General features: G+C 64.4%; 13 protein-coding genes. 11 read left to right on the forward strand and 2 right to left on the reverse strand.

Going from position 1 to position 16,050, the window contains the following annotated elements; genetic code table 11:
- Positions 1 to 3: 3 nt before the first annotated feature.
- A complete protein-coding gene (locus tag AC3A4M_RS09790) occupies positions 4 to 2,544 on the reverse strand; it encodes a DEAD/DEAH box helicase (RefSeq protein WP_498735598.1) in 2,541 nt (846 codons plus the stop codon).
- Positions 2,545 to 2,612: 68 nt separating this feature from the next.
- On the opposite strand from AC3A4M_RS09790, the gene AC3A4M_RS09795 reads away from it, so the two are divergent.
- On the forward strand, positions 2,613 to 3,386 hold the full coding sequence (locus AC3A4M_RS09795; protein ID WP_498735599.1) for a trans-aconitate 2-methyltransferase: 774 nt from the start codon (positions 2,613 to 2,615) through the stop codon (positions 3,384 to 3,386).
- On the opposite strand, the gene AC3A4M_RS09800 is transcribed toward AC3A4M_RS09795, so the two are convergent.
- Positions 3,387 to 4,025, reverse strand: coding sequence for an MBL fold metallo-hydrolase (locus AC3A4M_RS09800; RefSeq protein ID WP_498735600.1), 639 nt, complete (start codon positions 4,023 to 4,025; stop codon positions 3,387 to 3,389).
- Positions 4,026 to 4,164: 139 nt separating this feature from the next.
- On the opposite strand from AC3A4M_RS09800, the gene AC3A4M_RS09805 reads away from it, so the two are divergent.
- The 10 genes from AC3A4M_RS09805 to gap all read left to right on the forward strand — a co-directional run bounded on the left by AC3A4M_RS09805 (position 4,165) and on the right by gap (position 16,046).
- Positions 4,165 to 4,536 carry a GntR family transcriptional regulator gene (locus tag AC3A4M_RS09805; protein WP_498731958.1) on the forward strand — a complete coding sequence of 124 codons (372 nt, stop codon included), beginning with the start codon at positions 4,165 to 4,167 and terminating at the stop codon, positions 4,534 to 4,536.
- A gap of 133 nt (positions 4,537 to 4,669) precedes the next feature.
- On the forward strand, positions 4,670 to 7,573 hold the full coding sequence (uvrA, locus tag AC3A4M_RS09810; RefSeq protein ID WP_498735601.1) for an excinuclease ABC subunit UvrA: 2,904 nt from the start codon (positions 4,670 to 4,672) through the stop codon (positions 7,571 to 7,573).
- Positions 7,574 to 7,645: 72 nt separating this feature from the next.
- Entirely contained in the window at positions 7,646 to 8,350 is a 705-nt protein-coding gene (locus tag AC3A4M_RS09815; protein ID WP_498735602.1) for an HAD hydrolase-like protein, read from the forward strand.
- A 4-nt stretch (positions 8,351 to 8,354) separates the two neighbouring features.
- Positions 8,355 to 9,023 (forward strand): lysophospholipid acyltransferase family protein, encoded by a 669-nt coding sequence (locus AC3A4M_RS09820; RefSeq protein ID WP_498735603.1) that lies wholly within the window; start codon positions 8,355 to 8,357, stop codon positions 9,021 to 9,023.
- Complete coding sequence (gene uvrC / locus AC3A4M_RS09825) at positions 9,023 to 11,065, forward strand: excinuclease ABC subunit UvrC (RefSeq protein ID WP_498735604.1); 2,043 nt, start codon at positions 9,023 to 9,025, stop codon at positions 11,063 to 11,065. Before AC3A4M_RS09820 ends, uvrC begins: the two co-directional genes overlap by 1 nt.
- Positions 11,066 to 11,121: 56 nt before the next feature.
- Positions 11,122 to 12,021: an RNase adapter RapZ gene (gene rapZ / locus AC3A4M_RS09830; RefSeq protein WP_074702466.1), complete on the forward strand. Its 900-nt coding sequence runs from the start codon at positions 11,122 to 11,124 to the stop codon at positions 12,019 to 12,021.
- A complete protein-coding gene (locus AC3A4M_RS09835) occupies positions 12,021 to 13,055 on the forward strand; it encodes a gluconeogenesis factor YvcK family protein (protein ID WP_498735605.1) in 1,035 nt (344 codons plus the stop codon). The genes rapZ and AC3A4M_RS09835 overlap by 1 nt, the downstream gene beginning before the upstream one ends.
- A gap of 22 nt (positions 13,056 to 13,077) precedes the next feature.
- Entirely contained in the window at positions 13,078 to 14,058 is a 981-nt protein-coding gene (whiA, locus tag AC3A4M_RS09840; protein ID WP_074702464.1) for a DNA-binding protein WhiA, read from the forward strand.
- Between the two features lie 142 nt (positions 14,059 to 14,200).
- Positions 14,201 to 14,830, forward strand: coding sequence for a superoxide dismutase (locus tag AC3A4M_RS09845; RefSeq protein WP_498735606.1), 630 nt, complete (start codon positions 14,201 to 14,203; stop codon positions 14,828 to 14,830).
- Between the two features lie 205 nt (positions 14,831 to 15,035).
- On the forward strand, positions 15,036 to 16,046 hold the full coding sequence (gene gap / locus AC3A4M_RS09850) for a type I glyceraldehyde-3-phosphate dehydrogenase (protein WP_498735607.1): 1,011 nt from the start codon (positions 15,036 to 15,038) through the stop codon (positions 16,044 to 16,046).
- Positions 16,047 to 16,050: the final 4 nt, after the last annotated feature.

Raw genomic sequence — 16,050 nt, forward strand, 5'->3', positions numbered from 1 at the left:
TAATCAGAGCGGGCCCACGGCGGTAATCCGCACCGCGGCCGTGCCCAGTTCGTCGGATTCGGCAAGATTAACGACGGCGCTAATGCCCCAGTCATGGTCCCCGGCCGGGTCGTCGAAGATCTGCCGGACCTTCCACTCCGCGGGGGCCTCTTCAATGATCAGGTACTTGGGCCCACGGGCGTCCGGCCCGATGCCGAGGTCATCGTGTGCGTCGAAGTAGGCGTCCATGGCCTCTGCCCACCGGTCCGTATCCCAGCCGTTGTCCGCGTCCAGTTCGCCGAGGGCCTCTTCGTTTTCGGCTTCGAAGAGCTCCACCCGGCGGAAGAGCTCGTTGCGGACCATGACCCGGAACGCACGGACGTTGTCCGTGAGCTTCGGCGGCGCCTTGGTCAGGACGGACTCGGCGGCATGTTCCGCTGCCAGATCCGCGGCTCCGGCGCCGGAGGTCAGCTCTTCCCATTCGTCCAGCAGGCTCGAGTCCACCTGGCGCACCAGTTCGCCGAGCCAGGCGATGATGTCTTCCAGGTCTTCGCGCAGCGCCTCGGTCGGCACCGTCTGGCGCAACGCCTTGTATCCGTCGGTGAGGTAGCGCAGCAGGATGCCCTCGGAGCGTGCCAGCGAGTAGAACTGCACGTACTCGCTGAAGTTCATTGCCCGTTCGTACATGTCCCGGATTACTGACTTCGGCGCGAGCTCGAAGTCGCCTAGCCAAGGGGCGCTCTTCCGGTACACATCGAAGGACTGGAACAACAGCTCGGCCAGCGGCTGGGGATACTTGACCTCCTCCAGCATGGCCATGCGCTGGTCGTACTCGATGCCGTCCGCCTTCATGGCGGCAACAGCTTCCCCACGGGCCTTCTTCTCCTGTGCGGAGAGCACCTGCCGGGGCTGCTCCAGGATCGCTTCGATGGCCGAAACGACGTCGAGGGCGTAGCTGCCGCTCTCCGGATCCAGCAGTTCCAGACTGGCAACCGCGAACGGGGACAGCGGCTGGTTCAGCGCGAAGTTCGCCTGCAGATGGATTTTCAGCCGCACCAGGCGGCCGTCTTCGTCCGGCTCCGGCAGACGCTCGACCAGGCCGGAGGCGACCAGTTCACGATAGATGCCCAGCGCGCGCTTGATCAGCTTGAGCTGCGAGGCACGGGTTTCGTGGTTCTCGGTCAGCAACCGTTTCGCGGCGGCAAAGGGATCCCCGGGCCGCTCCAGCAGGTTCAGCAGCATCGAGTGGCTCACCGTGAAGCTGGACGTCAGCGGCTCCGGTTGGCCGTCCACCAGTTTCTGGTAGGTCGGCTCGCCCCAGCTGACAAAGCCGGTCGGCGGCTTCTTCTTGACCACCTGGCGCAGCTTCTTCTGGTCATCACCGAACTTGGCCACCGCCTTGGCCATCGCCTTGGTGTTTTCCACCACGTGCTCCGGCGCCTGGACGACGACGGTGCCGGCCGTATCATACCCGGCCCGTCCTGCGCGGCCGGCGATCTGGTGGAATTCCCGCGCGTTGAGCAGCCGGGTCCGGACGCCGTCGTACTTGCTTAACGCAGTCATCAGGACGGTACGGATGGGGACGTTGATGCCCACGCCGAGCGTGTCCGTACCGCAGATGACCTTCAGCAGGCCGGCCTGGGCCAGCTGTTCGACCAGCCGCCGGTACTTGGGCAGCATGCCGGCATGGTGGACGCCGATGCCGTGGCGGACCAGCCGGTTCAAGGTCTTGCCGAAGCCCGGGGCGAACCGGAAGCCGGCGATCAGTTCGCCGATCCGGTCCTTCTCCTCGCGGGTGCAGACGTTTATGCTCATGAGGTTCTGGGCGCGTTCGATCGCCTCCAGCTGGCTGAAGTGCACCACGTACACCGGCACCTGGCGGGTGCTCAGGAGCTCCTCCAGCGACTCCTGCACGGGCGTCTGGACGTAGTAGTAATGCAACGGGATGGGGCGCTCGGCCGAGCTGACGGTGGTGGTCTGCCGCCCGGTGCGCTGGGTCAGCTCCTTCTCGAACCGAGTCACGTCGCCCAGGGTGGCGGACATCAGCAGGAACTGCGCCTGCGGCAGCTCCAGCAGCGGTACCTGCCATGCCCAGCCGCGCTGCGGATCCGAGTAGTAGTGGAATTCGTCCATGACCACGGTTCCCAGCTCGGCCTCCGAGCCCTCGCGCAGGGCGATGTTGGCGAGGATTTCCGCGGTGCAGCAGATGATGGGAGCGTCCTGGTTCACCGACGAGTCGCCGGTAACCATGCCGACGTTGTCCGGACCGAAGATATCGCACAAGGCGAAGAACTTTTCCGAGACGAGGGCCTTGATCGGGGCTGTGTAGTAACTGCGCCTACCGTGGGCCATCGCGTGGAAATGCGAGGCGATGGCCACCATGGACTTACCCGAGCCGGTCGGCGTAGCCAGAATCACGTTGTTGCCCGTGACCAGCTCCATCACCGCCTCGTCCTGGGCCGGATACAGCGCCATGCCACGGCCCTCTACCCAGTCGATGAAGGCGGTGTAGATTTCGTCCGGGCTGGCGGTGGCGGCTGCGGGGAGCTGTTCAAGTAGGTTCATGTCCCCTCCAGCCTATCGGTCGGTGCTCCGCCGGGGGACTGGGGCAGCGGCAGCCGTAGGCTGGGGACATGAAATGGGATCCGTCCAAGTACGCCGAGTTTGCGGATTACCGCAGCCGCCCCTTCTTCGACCTGACCGGCAGGATCGCCGCCGAGGAGCCGCGCCGGGTGGTGGACCTGGGCTGCGGTCCGGGCAGCCTGACCGCGGCGCTTGCGGACCGCTGGCCCAGGGCGCGGGTGACGGGACTGGATTCGTCCGCGGTCATGATCGCCGCAGCCAGTGCCGCTTCACAACCGCAGAACCTGGATTTCGAGGTCGGCGACATCGCGGCCTGGACTCCGCCGGAGGATCTGGATGTGCTCGTCTCGAACGCGGCCCTCCAGTGGCTTCCGAGGCACCAGGACCTGCTGCGTGAGTGGGCGTCAGCGCTGGGCTCCGGCGGGTGGCTGGCGTTCCAGGTTCCCGGCAACTTTTCGGCGCCGTCGCACGTGCTGATGCGCCGACAGGCGGCGTCCGGCAAGTGGCATTCCCGGCTCGACGGCGTACTCCGGCACGAAGATGCCGTCAGCGAGCCCGCGGATTACCTCGCGCTGCTGCTGGAGGCGGGATTCGAAGCCGATGCCTGGGAGACCACCTACCTCCACGTCTTGCAGGGGACGGATCCGGTGCTGGAGTGGGTCCGGGGGACGGGCTTACGCCCGGTGCTCGCCGCCTTGGAACCCCAGGAGGCCTCCGAATTCGAGACGGAATATGCCGAGGCGCTGCGCCATGCCTATCCGGCCGGGCCGCACGGAACGGTCTTCCCCTTCAGGCGGATCTTCTGCGTTGCGCGCAAGCGCTGACTACCAGCCCCGCTCGCGCCATTCGGCCAGATGCGGCCGTTCGGCGCCGAGCGTGGTGCCTTTGCCGTGGCCCGGGTGGACCACCGTATCGTCCGGCAGGTAGCCGAAAAGGCGGCGTTCGATGTCGTCAATCAGCGAGGCGAAGCGCTGCGGGTCCTGCTGGGTGTTGCCAACGCCTCCCGGGAACAGCGAGTCCCCGGTGAACAGGTGCGAGGGCCCGTGCGCGTTGCGGTACAGGAGGGCAACCGAGCCGGGCGTGTGGCCGCGCAGTTTGATGGCCTCCAGCGAGAACCCGTCGAATTCCGCGACGTCGCCGTGATCGAGTGCGACGTCGGTGGGAACCTCGATCTGCGCGATGTCTTCGGATCCGGCCGCGGTGCGGGCGCCGGTGAGTTTCACCGTCCCGGCAAGGGCGCGCACATGGTCCCAGTGGCTGTGAGTGGTGATGATCATTGCCACTTTGGCGGGAGCCGGGCTGTCCTGCGCCCCTTCGGCCAGCAGCTTTTCGATGGCGGGCAGATCATCGGCGGCGTCGATAAGCACCTGTGTGCCGGTGCCCTTGGCCGTGATCACATAGACGTTGTTGTCCATCTCGCTGACGGACGCCGAGCGGATGGTGATGGCATCAAGTTCCCACATGCGCCCAGTCTAATCACAGGCCCGCGGTTGCCCGGGCCGGGTCTGCGCCCAGAGTGAAAGTCCTTGTCCGCCGTAGGGAAACTGGCGTAAATTCGATTGGTCCGGGAACGGACAATTGCAGAAGGGCAGGCAGCGGTACATGGAAGCTGACCAATTCGACTGGCGGCTGGACAAGCAGAGCTCGGTGCCGCTGTTCGAGCAGCTGCGCCTGCGCATTATCGAGGCGTCCGACGGCGGGGAGTTGGCTATCGGAACCAAGCTGCCGCCGGTGCGGCGGCTGGCGGACCATCTCGGCATTGTGCCTAACACCGTGGCCCGCGCCTACCGGGAACTGGAGACGGCCGGCCGGGTGACAACCGGAGGCCGGGCCGGCACCGTGATCAGTGCCGGCGGGGACGAGTCCTCGCGGCTGCTGGCCGAGGCCGCCGCCACGTTCGCCGAGACGGCCCGGGCACAGGGTGCCACGGTGAAGACTGCCTTGGCCGCGGTCAAGGCAGCCCTGGAACGCTGATCCAGCGGACCGGCCGGGCCAGAGAAAGAAGCCCAGTCAGCGTTGAGGCAACGCGGACAACTATCGTCCGTGTGCGCACCAATGTGCTGAACGCAATACATTTTCGAACGGACTTTCGATTAGAGTGGAAACCGTGCTAAAAGCGACTGAATCAACTGGACCCGGATCCCACGAGGATGCCCGGACGGACCTATCCCGGCTGGTCGTGAAGGGCGCGCGGGAGCACAACCTGCGCAATGTCGACCTGGACCTGCCCAGGGATTCCATGATCGTATTCACCGGGCTGTCCGGTTCCGGCAAGTCCTCCCTGGCCTTCGACACGATCTTCGCGGAGGGGCAGCGCCGCTATGTCGAATCGCTGTCGGCCTATGCACGCATGTTCCTGGGCCAGGTGGACAAACCGGATGTCGACTTCATTGAAGGCCTTTCCCCGGCAGTTTCCATCGACCAGAAATCGACGAGCAAGAACCCCCGTTCCACGGTGGGCACGATCACCGAGATCTACGACTACATGCGCCTGCTCTGGGCGCGTGTAGGCCGCCCGCACTGCCCGGTGTGCGGCCAGCCGGTGACACGGCAGACTCCGCAGCAGATTGTGGATCAGCTGCTGGAGCTTGAGAGTGGTACGCGGTTCCAGATCCTCGCCCCGGTAGTCCGCGGGCGCAAGGGCGAGTTCGTGGACCTGTTCAAGGAACTTTCCGCCAAGGGCTATTCCCGCGCCAAGGTGGACGGCAAACTGATCCAGCTGTCGGAGCCGCCCAAGCTCGGCAAACAGTTCAAGCACACCATCGAAGTGGTCATCGACCGGCTGGTGGTCAAGGACGGCATCCAGCAGCGGCTGACCGACTCGATCGAGACCGGGCTGGGCCTGGCCGAGGGCCGTGTGCTGGCAGACTTTGTGGACCTGGACGAAAGTGATCCGGGACGTACCCGGGCCTTTTCGGAGCACCTTGCCTGTCCCAATGAGCACCCGCTGGCCATTGATGAAGTCGAGCCGCGGTCCTTCTCGTTCAACAATCCGTTCGGTGCCTGCCCGGTCTGCACCGGCATCGGCAGCAAGCTCGAGGTGGACGAAGACTTGGTCGTTCCGGACCCGGAGCTCAGCCTCGGCGACGGCGCGATCGCGCCCTGGGCTCTGGGCACGGCAACGCAGCAGTACTGGAACCGGCTGCTTGAAGGCCTGTCCCATGAACTCGGATTCTCCATGGACGTTCCCTTCAATGAGCTGTCCAAGGAAGCGCGCAAGGCGGTGCTCTACGGCAAGGACCATAAGGTGGTGGTTCAGTACCGCAACCGCTTTGGCCGCGAACGCAAGTACAGCACCGGTTTTGAAGGCGCCGTGCAGTACATCCACCGCAAGCACCTGGAAACCGAGTCCGACAATGCGCGGGACCGTTACGAGCAGTACATGCGGGAGGTTCCCTGTCCCGAGTGCAAGGGCGCGCGCCTGAACCCGGCGTCCCTGTCGGTGCTCATCAACGGCAGGTCCATTGCCGAAGTGTCTGCGATGCCGCTGCAGGAATGCCGCGACTTCCTGGATTCGCTGGAGCTGACGCCGCGTGAGGCACAAATTGCCCAGCAGGTGCTCATCGAGATCCAGGCCCGGCTTCGCTTCCTGCTGGACGTAGGCCTCTCCTACCTGAACCTCGAACGCGCTGCCGGCACCCTGTCGGGCGGTGAAGCGCAGCGCATCCGGTTGGCCACACAGATCGGTTCCGGCCTCGTCGGCGTGCTCTACGTTCTGGACGAGCCATCCATCGGCCTGCACCAGCGCGACAACCGCCGGCTGATCGAAACCCTGACCCGCCTGCGCGACCTTGGCAACACACTGATCGTGGTCGAGCACGACGAGGACACCATCAGCGAAGCCGACTGGATTGTCGACGTCGGTCCGGGCGCGGGCGAGCACGGAGGCCAGATAGTCCATTCCGGTTCGCTCAAGGAACTGCTGGATAATGAGCAGTCCATTACCGGTGATTACCTGGCCGGCCGGCGCCGTATCGACATCCCAGCCAAGCGCCGCAAGATCGATAAGAAGCGGCAGCTCAAGGTGGTTGCTGCCCGGGAAAACAACCTGCAGGGCATCGACGCGGTCTTCCCGCTTGGCGTCTTCACTGCGGTCACCGGGGTGAGTGGCTCCGGAAAGTCCACCCTCGTCAATGACATCCTGTACAAGGTACTGGCCAACAAGCTCAACCGGGCCAAGCAGGTCGCCGGACGGCATACGCGGGTCGAGGGACTCGAGCACCTGGACAAGGTCATCCACGTCGACCAGAGTCCGATCGGCCGCACGCCGCGGTCCAACGCGGCCACCTACACCGGTGTCTTCGACAATATCCGTAAGCTCTTCGCCGAAACCAACGAGGCCAAGGTGCGCGGCTACCAGCCCGGACGGTTCTCGTTCAACGTCAAGGGCGGACGCTGTGAAGCATGCAGCGGTGACGGCACACTGAAGATCGAGATGAACTTCCTGCCGGACGTCTATGTGCCCTGCGAGGTCTGCCACGGCGCCCGCTACAACCGAGAAACCCTTGAAGTCCATTACAAGGGCAAGACCATTGCGGATGTGCTGGACATGCCGATCGAGGAAGGTGCGGAATTCTTCGCGGCTTTCACCCCAATTGCCCGCCACTTGAATACCCTGGTGGACGTCGGTTTGGGGTACGTCCGGCTCGGCCAGCCCGCTACCACCCTCTCCGGCGGCGAAGCGCAGCGAGTGAAGCTCGCGAGCGAGCTGCAGAAGCGAAGCAACGGCCGGAGTATCTACGTATTGGACGAACCCACCACCGGGCTGCACTTCGAGGACATCCGCAAGCTGTTGCTGGTACTCCAGTCATTGGTGGACAAGGGCAACACCGTCATCACCATCGAACACAACCTGGATGTCATCAAGAGTGCCGACTGGGTAGTAGATCTTGGGCCGGACGGAGGTTCCGGCGGCGGCCGGATTATTGCAGCCGGCACCCCTGAACAGGTGGCGAAGGCGGAGGTCAGCCATACCGGCCGGTTCCTCGCGGATGTGCTCGAAACGGCCTGATAAGAACTGCGGTATATACCTCGAAGGGAATGCGTGTAACGCATAACGTTCAAGGTATGGAAAAATGCCTAGGTGACTTCTTTGCCGGCGCTGGTTCTCTTTGACCTTGACGGGACTCTGGTGGATCCCGCGGGGGCCATCACCGGGGGTATCAGCCGAGCCCTGCAGCTCGCCGGCCTGCCGGTCCCGCAGCAGGACGTCCTCGATTCCATGGTCGGTCCGCCGTTGGGACAGTCCCTGCGGGAGAAGGCGGGTGTTCCGGAGAGCGACCTGGCTGAAGTCATTAGGCTCTACCGGACCGAGTACCGCCTTTCCGGGATGGCAGCCAGCCATGTTTATCCCGGAGTGGAAGGGCTGCTGCAGCAGTTGAAGACCGAAGGTACCATCCTGGCAGTGGCTACGCAGAAGCCCACTCCGATCGCGGACGAACTACTGCGTGTACAGGGATTGAACCCCTATTTCGACAGCATCCATGGCGCAGGCTTTGACGATCCGGGCAGCAGTGTCGCAGCCGATGCAGGCAAAATCCCGATTCTGGCGGAGGCTTTGCGACAGTACGCCGGGGCCTACGGCAGCGTGGTGATGGTGGGGGACCGGCACTACGACATCATTGCCGCGGTCCACCACGGGATCCCTGCTATCGGAGTTGGCTGGGGATTTGCGGCCGACGGTGAGCTGGAAGCCGCCGGTGCTGCCGCCGTCGTCGTCAATACCCGGGAACTAGCGGAGGAACTGGCACTGCAGCAAGCGGCCGCCACACAAGGAACGGAGAGGTAAGGGAATGGAATTTTTCGAAGGCACCCGTGCTGCGTTCCGTTCCGTGATCTCCGGAACCTGCCGGCCCACGGTCGAGGGGCTGGAAAACTTCCCGCCGGAGGGCCCGGTCATCGTCGCCCCGAATCACCAGTCGTTTTTCGACAGCATCATCGTCCAGGCCCTGATGCCGCGCAAGGTGGCGTTCTTTGCGAAGGCTGAGTACTTCACCGCGAAGGGGCCGAAGGGCTCCGCGATGCGCTGGTTCTTCAACAGCGTAGGCTCCGTTCCGGTGGAACGCGGGGAACAGGCTGCCAGCGTTGCGGCGCTGCAGACAGCTGTGGAAATTCTTGAACGGAAAGAGGCGTTCGGTATCTATCCCGAAGGCACCCGCTCCCGCGACGGTCTGTTGTACCGTGGAAGAACAGGGGTTGGCTGGCTTGCCCTGACCACCGGTGCTCCTGTGGTGCCGGTGGGACTGATCGGAACCGACAGGCTCCAGCCAGCGGACAAGAAGATGATTAAGCCGCAGCATTTCACCTTGAAGGTCGGCGCGCCGCTGTATTTCGACAAGACGGGCCCGGGGCATTCCCTGCCTGCCCGCCGTGCCGCCACAGATAAGATCATGGACGCCATTGCCGAACTGAGCGGGCAGGAACGGGCCGGCACCTACAACCAATCCAAACAGGCACAGTAATGGCACTGCCCTCGTCTTACCGGCCGAAGCCGGGGGAGATCCCTACCCAGCCCGGGGTGTACAGGTTCCGGGATGACAACAAGCGCGTCATCTATGTGGGTAAGGCCAAGAACCTCCGGTCCCGCCTCAACAGCTACTTCGCAAATCCCGACGGACTCATGCCGCGCACCCGGGCAATGGTGCATACCGCGGCGTCCGTCGAATGGACCGTGGTGGGCAGCGAATTGGAGGCCATCCAGCTCGAGTACACCTGGATCAAGGAGTTCACGCCCCGGTTCAACATCATGTTCCGGGACGATAAGTCCTACCCCTACCTGGCTGTCACCATGTCCGAGAAGTTCCCGCGCGTGCAGGTCATGCGCGGGGACCGGCGGAAGGGCACAAAGTACTTCGGCCCGTTCTATCCGGCCAAGGCGATCAGGGAAACCGTCGACACGCTGCTGCGCGTGTTCCCGGTCCGCACCTGCAGCGTTGGCGTCTTCAACCGTGCCCAGCGGACCGGCCGGCCATGCCTGCTCGGCTACATCGACAAGTGCTCCGCACCGTGTGTCGGGCGGATTTCCCCTGAAGACCACAAGGCCCTCGCCGCCGAGTTCTGCGCTTTCATGGGCGGTGAAGCCGACCGTTTCATCCGTGCGCTGGAACAGAAGATGAACGCCGCCGTTGCCGAGCTCGACTACGAATCGGCGGCACGGTACCGCGACGACATCGCTGCCCTGAAGCGCGTCTTCGAACGCAATGCAGTGGTGCTCAGCGAGGACACGGACGCGGACATTTTCGCGCTGGCCGAAGACGAGCTTGAGGCCGCGGTCCAGGTTTTCCACGTCCGCGGCGGGCGGATCCGGGGCCAGCGCGGCTGGGTTGTCGAAAAGGTCGAGGACGCGTCCCCGGCCGACCTGACCGAGCACTTGCTGCAGCAGGTCTACGGCGACGGCGAGGGACCGGACAGGATCCCCAAGCAGGTGCTGCTGCCCGTCGAGCCGGAGAACCGGCCCGAGCTGGAGGAGTGGCTGCGCGGCCTGCGCGGCAGCAAGGTCGAACTGCGGGTGCCCCAGCGCGGCGACAAGGCCGCGCTGCTCGGCACCGTGCAGGAGAACGCCACCCAGGCGCTGGCGCTGCACAAGAGCCGCCGCGCCGGAGATCTGACCACCCGCTCCGCCGCGCTGCAGGAGCTGCAGGAGGCGCTCGACCTGCCCGTGGCCCTGCTGCGCATCGAGTGCTACGACATTTCGCATGTCCAGGGAACCAACGTTGTGGCCTCCATGGTGGTCGTTGAGGACGGCTTGCCCAAGAAGTCTGACTACCGGCGGTTTTCCATTACCGGCGATGCTGCGCGGGACGACACCTCCGCGATGTACGACGTCATCAGCCGCCGGTTCCGGAACTATCTGGCGGACAAGACGGCGGTCCCGGAACCCGAGGCAGCCGCGGCGCCGGGAGGCACGAAAGCACCCCTTGCTGCCGATGTCATCGACTCCAACGGCGTTCCCGCCGGGGACGGTGTATTGACGGATACGACGACGCCGGCGCCGCGCACCAAGTTCGCCTATCCGCCGAATCTTGTCGTGGTGGACGGCGGGCCGCCGCAGGTTTCGGCCGCCTCCCGCGCCTTGGCCGATCTGGGGATCACCGATGTCTACGTGGTCGGACTGGCCAAAAGGCTGGAAGAAGTCTGGCTTCCGGACGACGACTTCCCTGTCATCCTGCCCCGTGCATCGCACGGCCTGTATCTGCTCCAGCGCATCCGGGACGAAGCTCACCGCTTCGCGATTAACTACCACCGCCAGAAGCGCGGAAAGTCGATGACCGTGTCGGTACTGGACGGGATCCAGGGGCTGGGGCCGGCCAAGCGCCAGGCGCTGCTCAAGCACTTCGGCTCGGCCAAGAAACTCAAGGCCGCCAGCACCGAGGAACTCCAGGCGGTACCCGGCGTCGGTCCCGCCCTGGCCGCCTCCATCAAACGGCAGCTCAATCCGGCGGCGGAACCTGCCGCTGAGGCGCCGGCGGTCAACATGGCGACCGGCGAAATCATCGAATCTTAGCTAGGCTAGGAAACCCGTGCAAGGCTGCGGGACGAACCTAAGAACAGGACGGCTCAATGTCAGACGAAGAGGATTTCACGCCGATCAAACCGGTGGAATCCGAACTGCTGGTGGTCACGGGTATGTCGGGCGCAGGCCGTACCACCGCCGCGCACGCGCTCGAAGACCACGGCTGGTATGTCGTGGACAACCTCCCGCCGCAAATGCTCGGCACGTTGGCCGAGCTTGTCTCGCGCATGCCCGAATCGATGCCGCGGCTCGCCGTCGTTGTTGATGTGCGCAGCCAAAACCTGTTCCGCGATATCCGCGAGTCGCTCAACGGACTGAAATCCAGCGGCATCAACTACCGGGTCATCTTCCTGGATGCCGCGGATAACGTGCTGGTCCGCCGTTTCGAACAAGGCCGGCGGCCGCATCCGCTGCAGGGTGACGGCCGGATTTCGGACGGTATTACGGCGGAACGCGAGCTCCTGGCCAGGCTCAAGGACGCCTCCGACTTGGTCCTGGACACGACCGACATGAATGTCCACGCCCTTGCGACCAACATCACCGAGCTCTTTTCCGACTCCGGCCCGATCGTGCTGCGGTTGAACGTAATGAGCTTCGGCTTCAAGTACGGCCTTCCGGTGGACGCGAACTTTGTGGCCGACGCGCGCTTCATCCCCAATCCGCACTGGATTCCCGAGCTCCGCCCGCACACGGGGCTGGAACGGCAGGTCAGCGAATTCGTGCTGCAGGAATCCGGGGCGGAGGAATTCATCAAGCGCTATGTTGATGCACTCGAACCGGTGCTCGAAGGGTACCGCCGCGAGAACAAGCACTACGCGACGATCGCCGTCGGCTGCACCGGAGGCAAACACCGCTCCGTCGCCGTGGCTGTAGAGCTGGCCAAACGGCTTGCCCAGCTGCCGCGCGTGAAAGTTGCGGTGCAGCATCGGGATCTGGGGCGCGAATAGTGGCCCTTTTGACGGGCCCGCTTCCGCGCGTACCGCTGCCGCAGACGGACCGGCCGGGAAGCGTCCGCGGACAGAATCCGCCGTCCGTCGTGGCCCTGGGTGGCGGCCATGGACTGTCGGCGTCGCTGGCTGCCCTGCGGCTGCTGACCACGGAACTGACGGCAGTGGTGACCGTAGCGGACGACGGCGGGTCCTCCGGCCGTCTTCGCCGCGAGCTTGGCGTCCTCCCGCCGGGCGACCTGCGGATGGCGCTTGCCTCGTTGTGCGACGACACCGAATGGGGGCAGACGTGGCGGGACGTGATGCAGCACCGGTTCAAGTCCCTGGACAACGTTGAAGGCAGCCTGGACAACCACGCGGTCGGCAACCTGCTGATCGTCACCTTGTGGGAACTGCTGGGGGACCCGGTTGCCGGTCTGCAGTGGGCCGGAGCACTGTTGGGGGCACGCGGCCAGGTGCTGCCGATGGCAACCGTCCCGCTGACCATCGAAGGCGACGTGCTGACGGAGGAACCCGGCGGGCAATTGCGCAACGTGACGATTTCAGGCCAGTCGAGGCTAGCGGAAGCCGGCCGGAATACGCATGTCAACGATGTGCGGCTGATACCGGACGATGCGCCGGCCTGTACCGAGGCCCTCCAGGCCATTGAGACCGCCGACTGGGTGATCCTCGGGCCGGGATCCTGGTACACCTCGGTGCTGCCGCATTTGATGCTCCCGCAGCTGCGGGACGCCCTGTGCCGGACCAGCGCACGGAGGATCCTGACCATGAATCTTGCCATGGATACCAAGGAAACGTCCGGGATGACCGCAGCGGACCATCTGTCCGTGGTGCAGCGGTATGCCCCGGAGCTGAAGTTTGACGTCGTGCTCGCAGATCCGGACACCATTGGGGACCGTGCACGGTTCGAAGCCGCGGCCGCCGGGCTCGGAGCGCGCGTTGTCTTGGGTAGAGTGGGAACTCCCGGCGGTCATGCCGTACATGACCCGTTAAGGCTCGCAACGGCCTACCATGACATTTTCGCGGGACAGTAAGACATAAGTTAGGACAGGGTGCATGGCGCTGACTGCAGCAGTCAAGGATGAACTTTCACGCCTTGACATCAAGAAGTCCCAGGTGCGGAAGGCCGAAGTCTCGACGATGCTTCGCTTTGCCGGCGGGCTTCACATCATCTCAGGCCGGATAGTCATCGAGGCCGAAGTTGATCTTGCCTCCACGGCACGGCGCCTACGTGCTGCCATTGCCGAGGTCTACGGCCACGGCAGTGAAATCATCGTCGTCTCCGGCGGCGGGTTGCGCCGCGGCAACCGCTACGTGGTCCGTGTCGTCCGCGACGGGGAATCGCTGGCCCGCCAGACGGGGCTGCTCGATGCCCGCGGACGTCCGGTCCGCGGGCTGCCTTCGGTAGTCGTCAATGGCTCCGCAGCCGACGCCGAGGCGGTTTGGCGCGGAGCGTTCCTGGCGCACGGGTCACTGACCGAACCAGGCCGTTCATCCTCCCTCGAAGTGACCTGTCCCGGGCCCGAGGCCGCATTGGCCTTGGTCGGCGCCGCCCGCCGCATCGACATCACCGCCAAGGCGCGGGAGGTCCGGGGTGTGGACCGCGTCGTGATCCGGGACGGCGACACCATCGCCGCGCTGCTGACCCGAATGGGGGCCCATGATGCACTCATGGTCTGGGAGGAACGGCGGATGCGCAAGGAGGTCCGGGCTACCGCCAACCGACTGGCGAATTTCGACGACGCCAACCTTCGCCGTTCGGCCCAGGCTGCTGTCGCCGCCGGGGCACGGGTGGACCGCGCGCTGGAGATTCTTGGTGATGATGTTCCCGAGCACCTCAGGTATGCCGGTGAACTGCGCGTGGCACACAAGCAGGCCAGCCTGGATGAGCTGGGCCGCCTGGCCGACCCGCCCATGACCAAGGATGCCATCGCCGGGCGGATCCGGCGCCTGCTGGCGATGGCGGACAAGCGCGCTTCGGACATGGGCATTCCGGGGACGGACGCGAATGTGACTCCGGAGATGTTCGATGAGTAGGACGTGTGCTTAGGATGGGGATGTCCGGGCGTTGGCCCGGAGAGGCTTTGGGAACAAGATAATTTTCCGGGCGGGTCCGCTGCCCGGATGATCAATCCGATCACGGCCGCATGCCGGCCGCCGAACTAAACGGAGGATATTCGTGAGCAAGTACGTACTGCCCGAACTCAACTACGACTACGCAGCGCTGGAGCCGCATATCTCCGCCCGGATCATGGAGCTGCACCACAGCAAGCACCACGCGACCTATGTTGCCGGCGCCAACACCGCGCTGGAGCAGCTGGCCGAGGCCCGTGACAAGGGTGAGTTCGGCAACATCCCGAAGCTCTCCAAGGATCTCGCCTTCCACCTGGGCGGCCACACCAACCACTCCATCTTCTGGAACAACCTGTCTCCGGAAGGCGGCGACAAGCCCGAGGGCGAGCTGGCAGCAGCGCTGGACGACGCCTTCGGCTCCTTCGACGCGTTCCGTGGACACTTCAATGCCGCCGCACTGAGCCTGCAGGGATCGGGCTGGGCCGTACTGGCGTACGAGCCGCTGGGCGGCAACATCATCATCGAGCAGCTCTACGATCAGCAGGGCAACGTCCCGGTCGGCACCATCCCGCTGCTGATGCTGGACATGTGGGAGCACGCGTTCTACCTGGACTACGTCAACGTCAAGGCCGACTATGTCAAGGCCTTCTGGAACATCGTGAACTGGGCGGACGTAGCAGAACGCCTCGAAGCTGCACGCAAGGGTGCTTCGTCCCTGGTGACCCTCGGAAAGTAGCAAGGAACGCTTCTCACGCGGTCCGAACTGCGTAAGATGAAGTCCGGGAGGCCCGTCACGATGCTATGCATCGGGACGGCTGCCTTCCGGACTTTTCCATACCCTGGGAGGAAAAGGAGGCCAGCGGCACGTCAAGGACCAGCAAAGGGTCCCGAGGAAGGGCCGGCGCACAAATCCGGCTACCGCCTATCAAGGAGCTAGAACTGTGACAACTCGTGTTGGAATCAACGGTTTCGGACGTATCGGCCGCAATTTTTTCCGGGCAGCGCTGGCTCAGGGCGCCGATCTGGAAATAGCGGCAATCAATGATCTGACGGACGCCAAGACCCTGGCCCATTTGCTCAAGTACGACAGCGTCATGGGACGCCTGTCCGAAAGCATCGAACTCAAAAACGGCGACCTGGTCGTGGCCGGACAAATCGTCAAGGTGCTGGGGGAGAAGGACCCCGCCCAGCTGCCGTGGAAGGACCTCGGCGTGGATATCGTGATCGAGTCCACCGGGTTCTTCACCAAAGCGGAGGACGCCAAGAAGCACATCGACGCCGGCGCCAAGAAGGTCATCGTTTCCGCCCCGGCCTCCGGCGCGGACTTCACCGTAGTGATGGGTGTCAACGAGAAGGATTACGACGCCGGATCGCACCACATCATCTCCAACGCCTCCTGTACAACCAATTGCCTTGGTCCGCTCGCTATGGTCCTGCACGAAAAGTTCGGCATCGAGCGTGGCCTGATGACCACCATCCACGCGTATACGGCGGACCAGAATCTCCAGGACGGCCCGCACCGCGATCTCCGCCGTGCCCGCGCCGCGGCAATCAACGTTGTTCCCACCTCCACCGGAGCCGCGAAGGCCATCGGCCTGGTCCTGCCCGAGCTCAAGGGCAAACTGGACGGTTACGCAATCCGCGTTCCGGTACCTACCGGCTCGGCGACGGACCTGACCGCCACCGTGTCCAGGGAAGTCACCGCCGAAGAGGTCAATGCGGCTTACAAGGCGGCCGCAGGCGAGGAACGGCTGGCCGGCATCCTGACCTACTCGGAGGATCCGCTGGTGTCGTCCGATATCGTCACAGACCCGGCATCTTCGATCTTCGACTCCGGACTGACTAAGGTTATTGGTAACCAGGTCAAAGTAGTCGCGTGGTACGACAATGAATGGGGCTACTCCAACCGCCTGGTGGATTTGACCGAACTGGTCTCTTCCAAACTCAGCTGACTTC

Source organism: Arthrobacter sp. Soil_C_60, from assembly GCF_057656375.1.

Coding starts and splice junctions, on each gene's coding strand:
- whiA (WP_074702464.1), top strand. CDS start 13,078: ATGGCGCTGACTGCAGCAGTCAAGGATGAACTTTCACGCCTTGACATC.
- AC3A4M_RS09795 (WP_498735599.1), top strand. CDS start 2,613: ATGAAATGGGATCCGTCCAAGTACGCCGAGTTTGCGGATTACCGCAGC.
- AC3A4M_RS09805 (WP_498731958.1), top strand. CDS start 4,165: ATGGAAGCTGACCAATTCGACTGGCGGCTGGACAAGCAGAGCTCGGTG.
- AC3A4M_RS09800 (WP_498735600.1), bottom strand. CDS start 4,025: ATGTGGGAACTTGATGCCATCACCATCCGCTCGGCGTCCGTCAGCGAG.
- rapZ (WP_074702466.1), top strand. CDS start 11,122: ATGTCAGACGAAGAGGATTTCACGCCGATCAAACCGGTGGAATCCGAA.
- uvrC (WP_498735604.1), top strand. CDS start 9,023: ATGGCACTGCCCTCGTCTTACCGGCCGAAGCCGGGGGAGATCCCTACC.
- AC3A4M_RS09790 (WP_498735598.1), bottom strand. CDS start 2,544: ATGAACCTACTTGAACAGCTCCCCGCAGCCGCCACCGCCAGCCCGGAC.
- AC3A4M_RS09820 (WP_498735603.1), top strand. CDS start 8,355: ATGGAATTTTTCGAAGGCACCCGTGCTGCGTTCCGTTCCGTGATCTCC.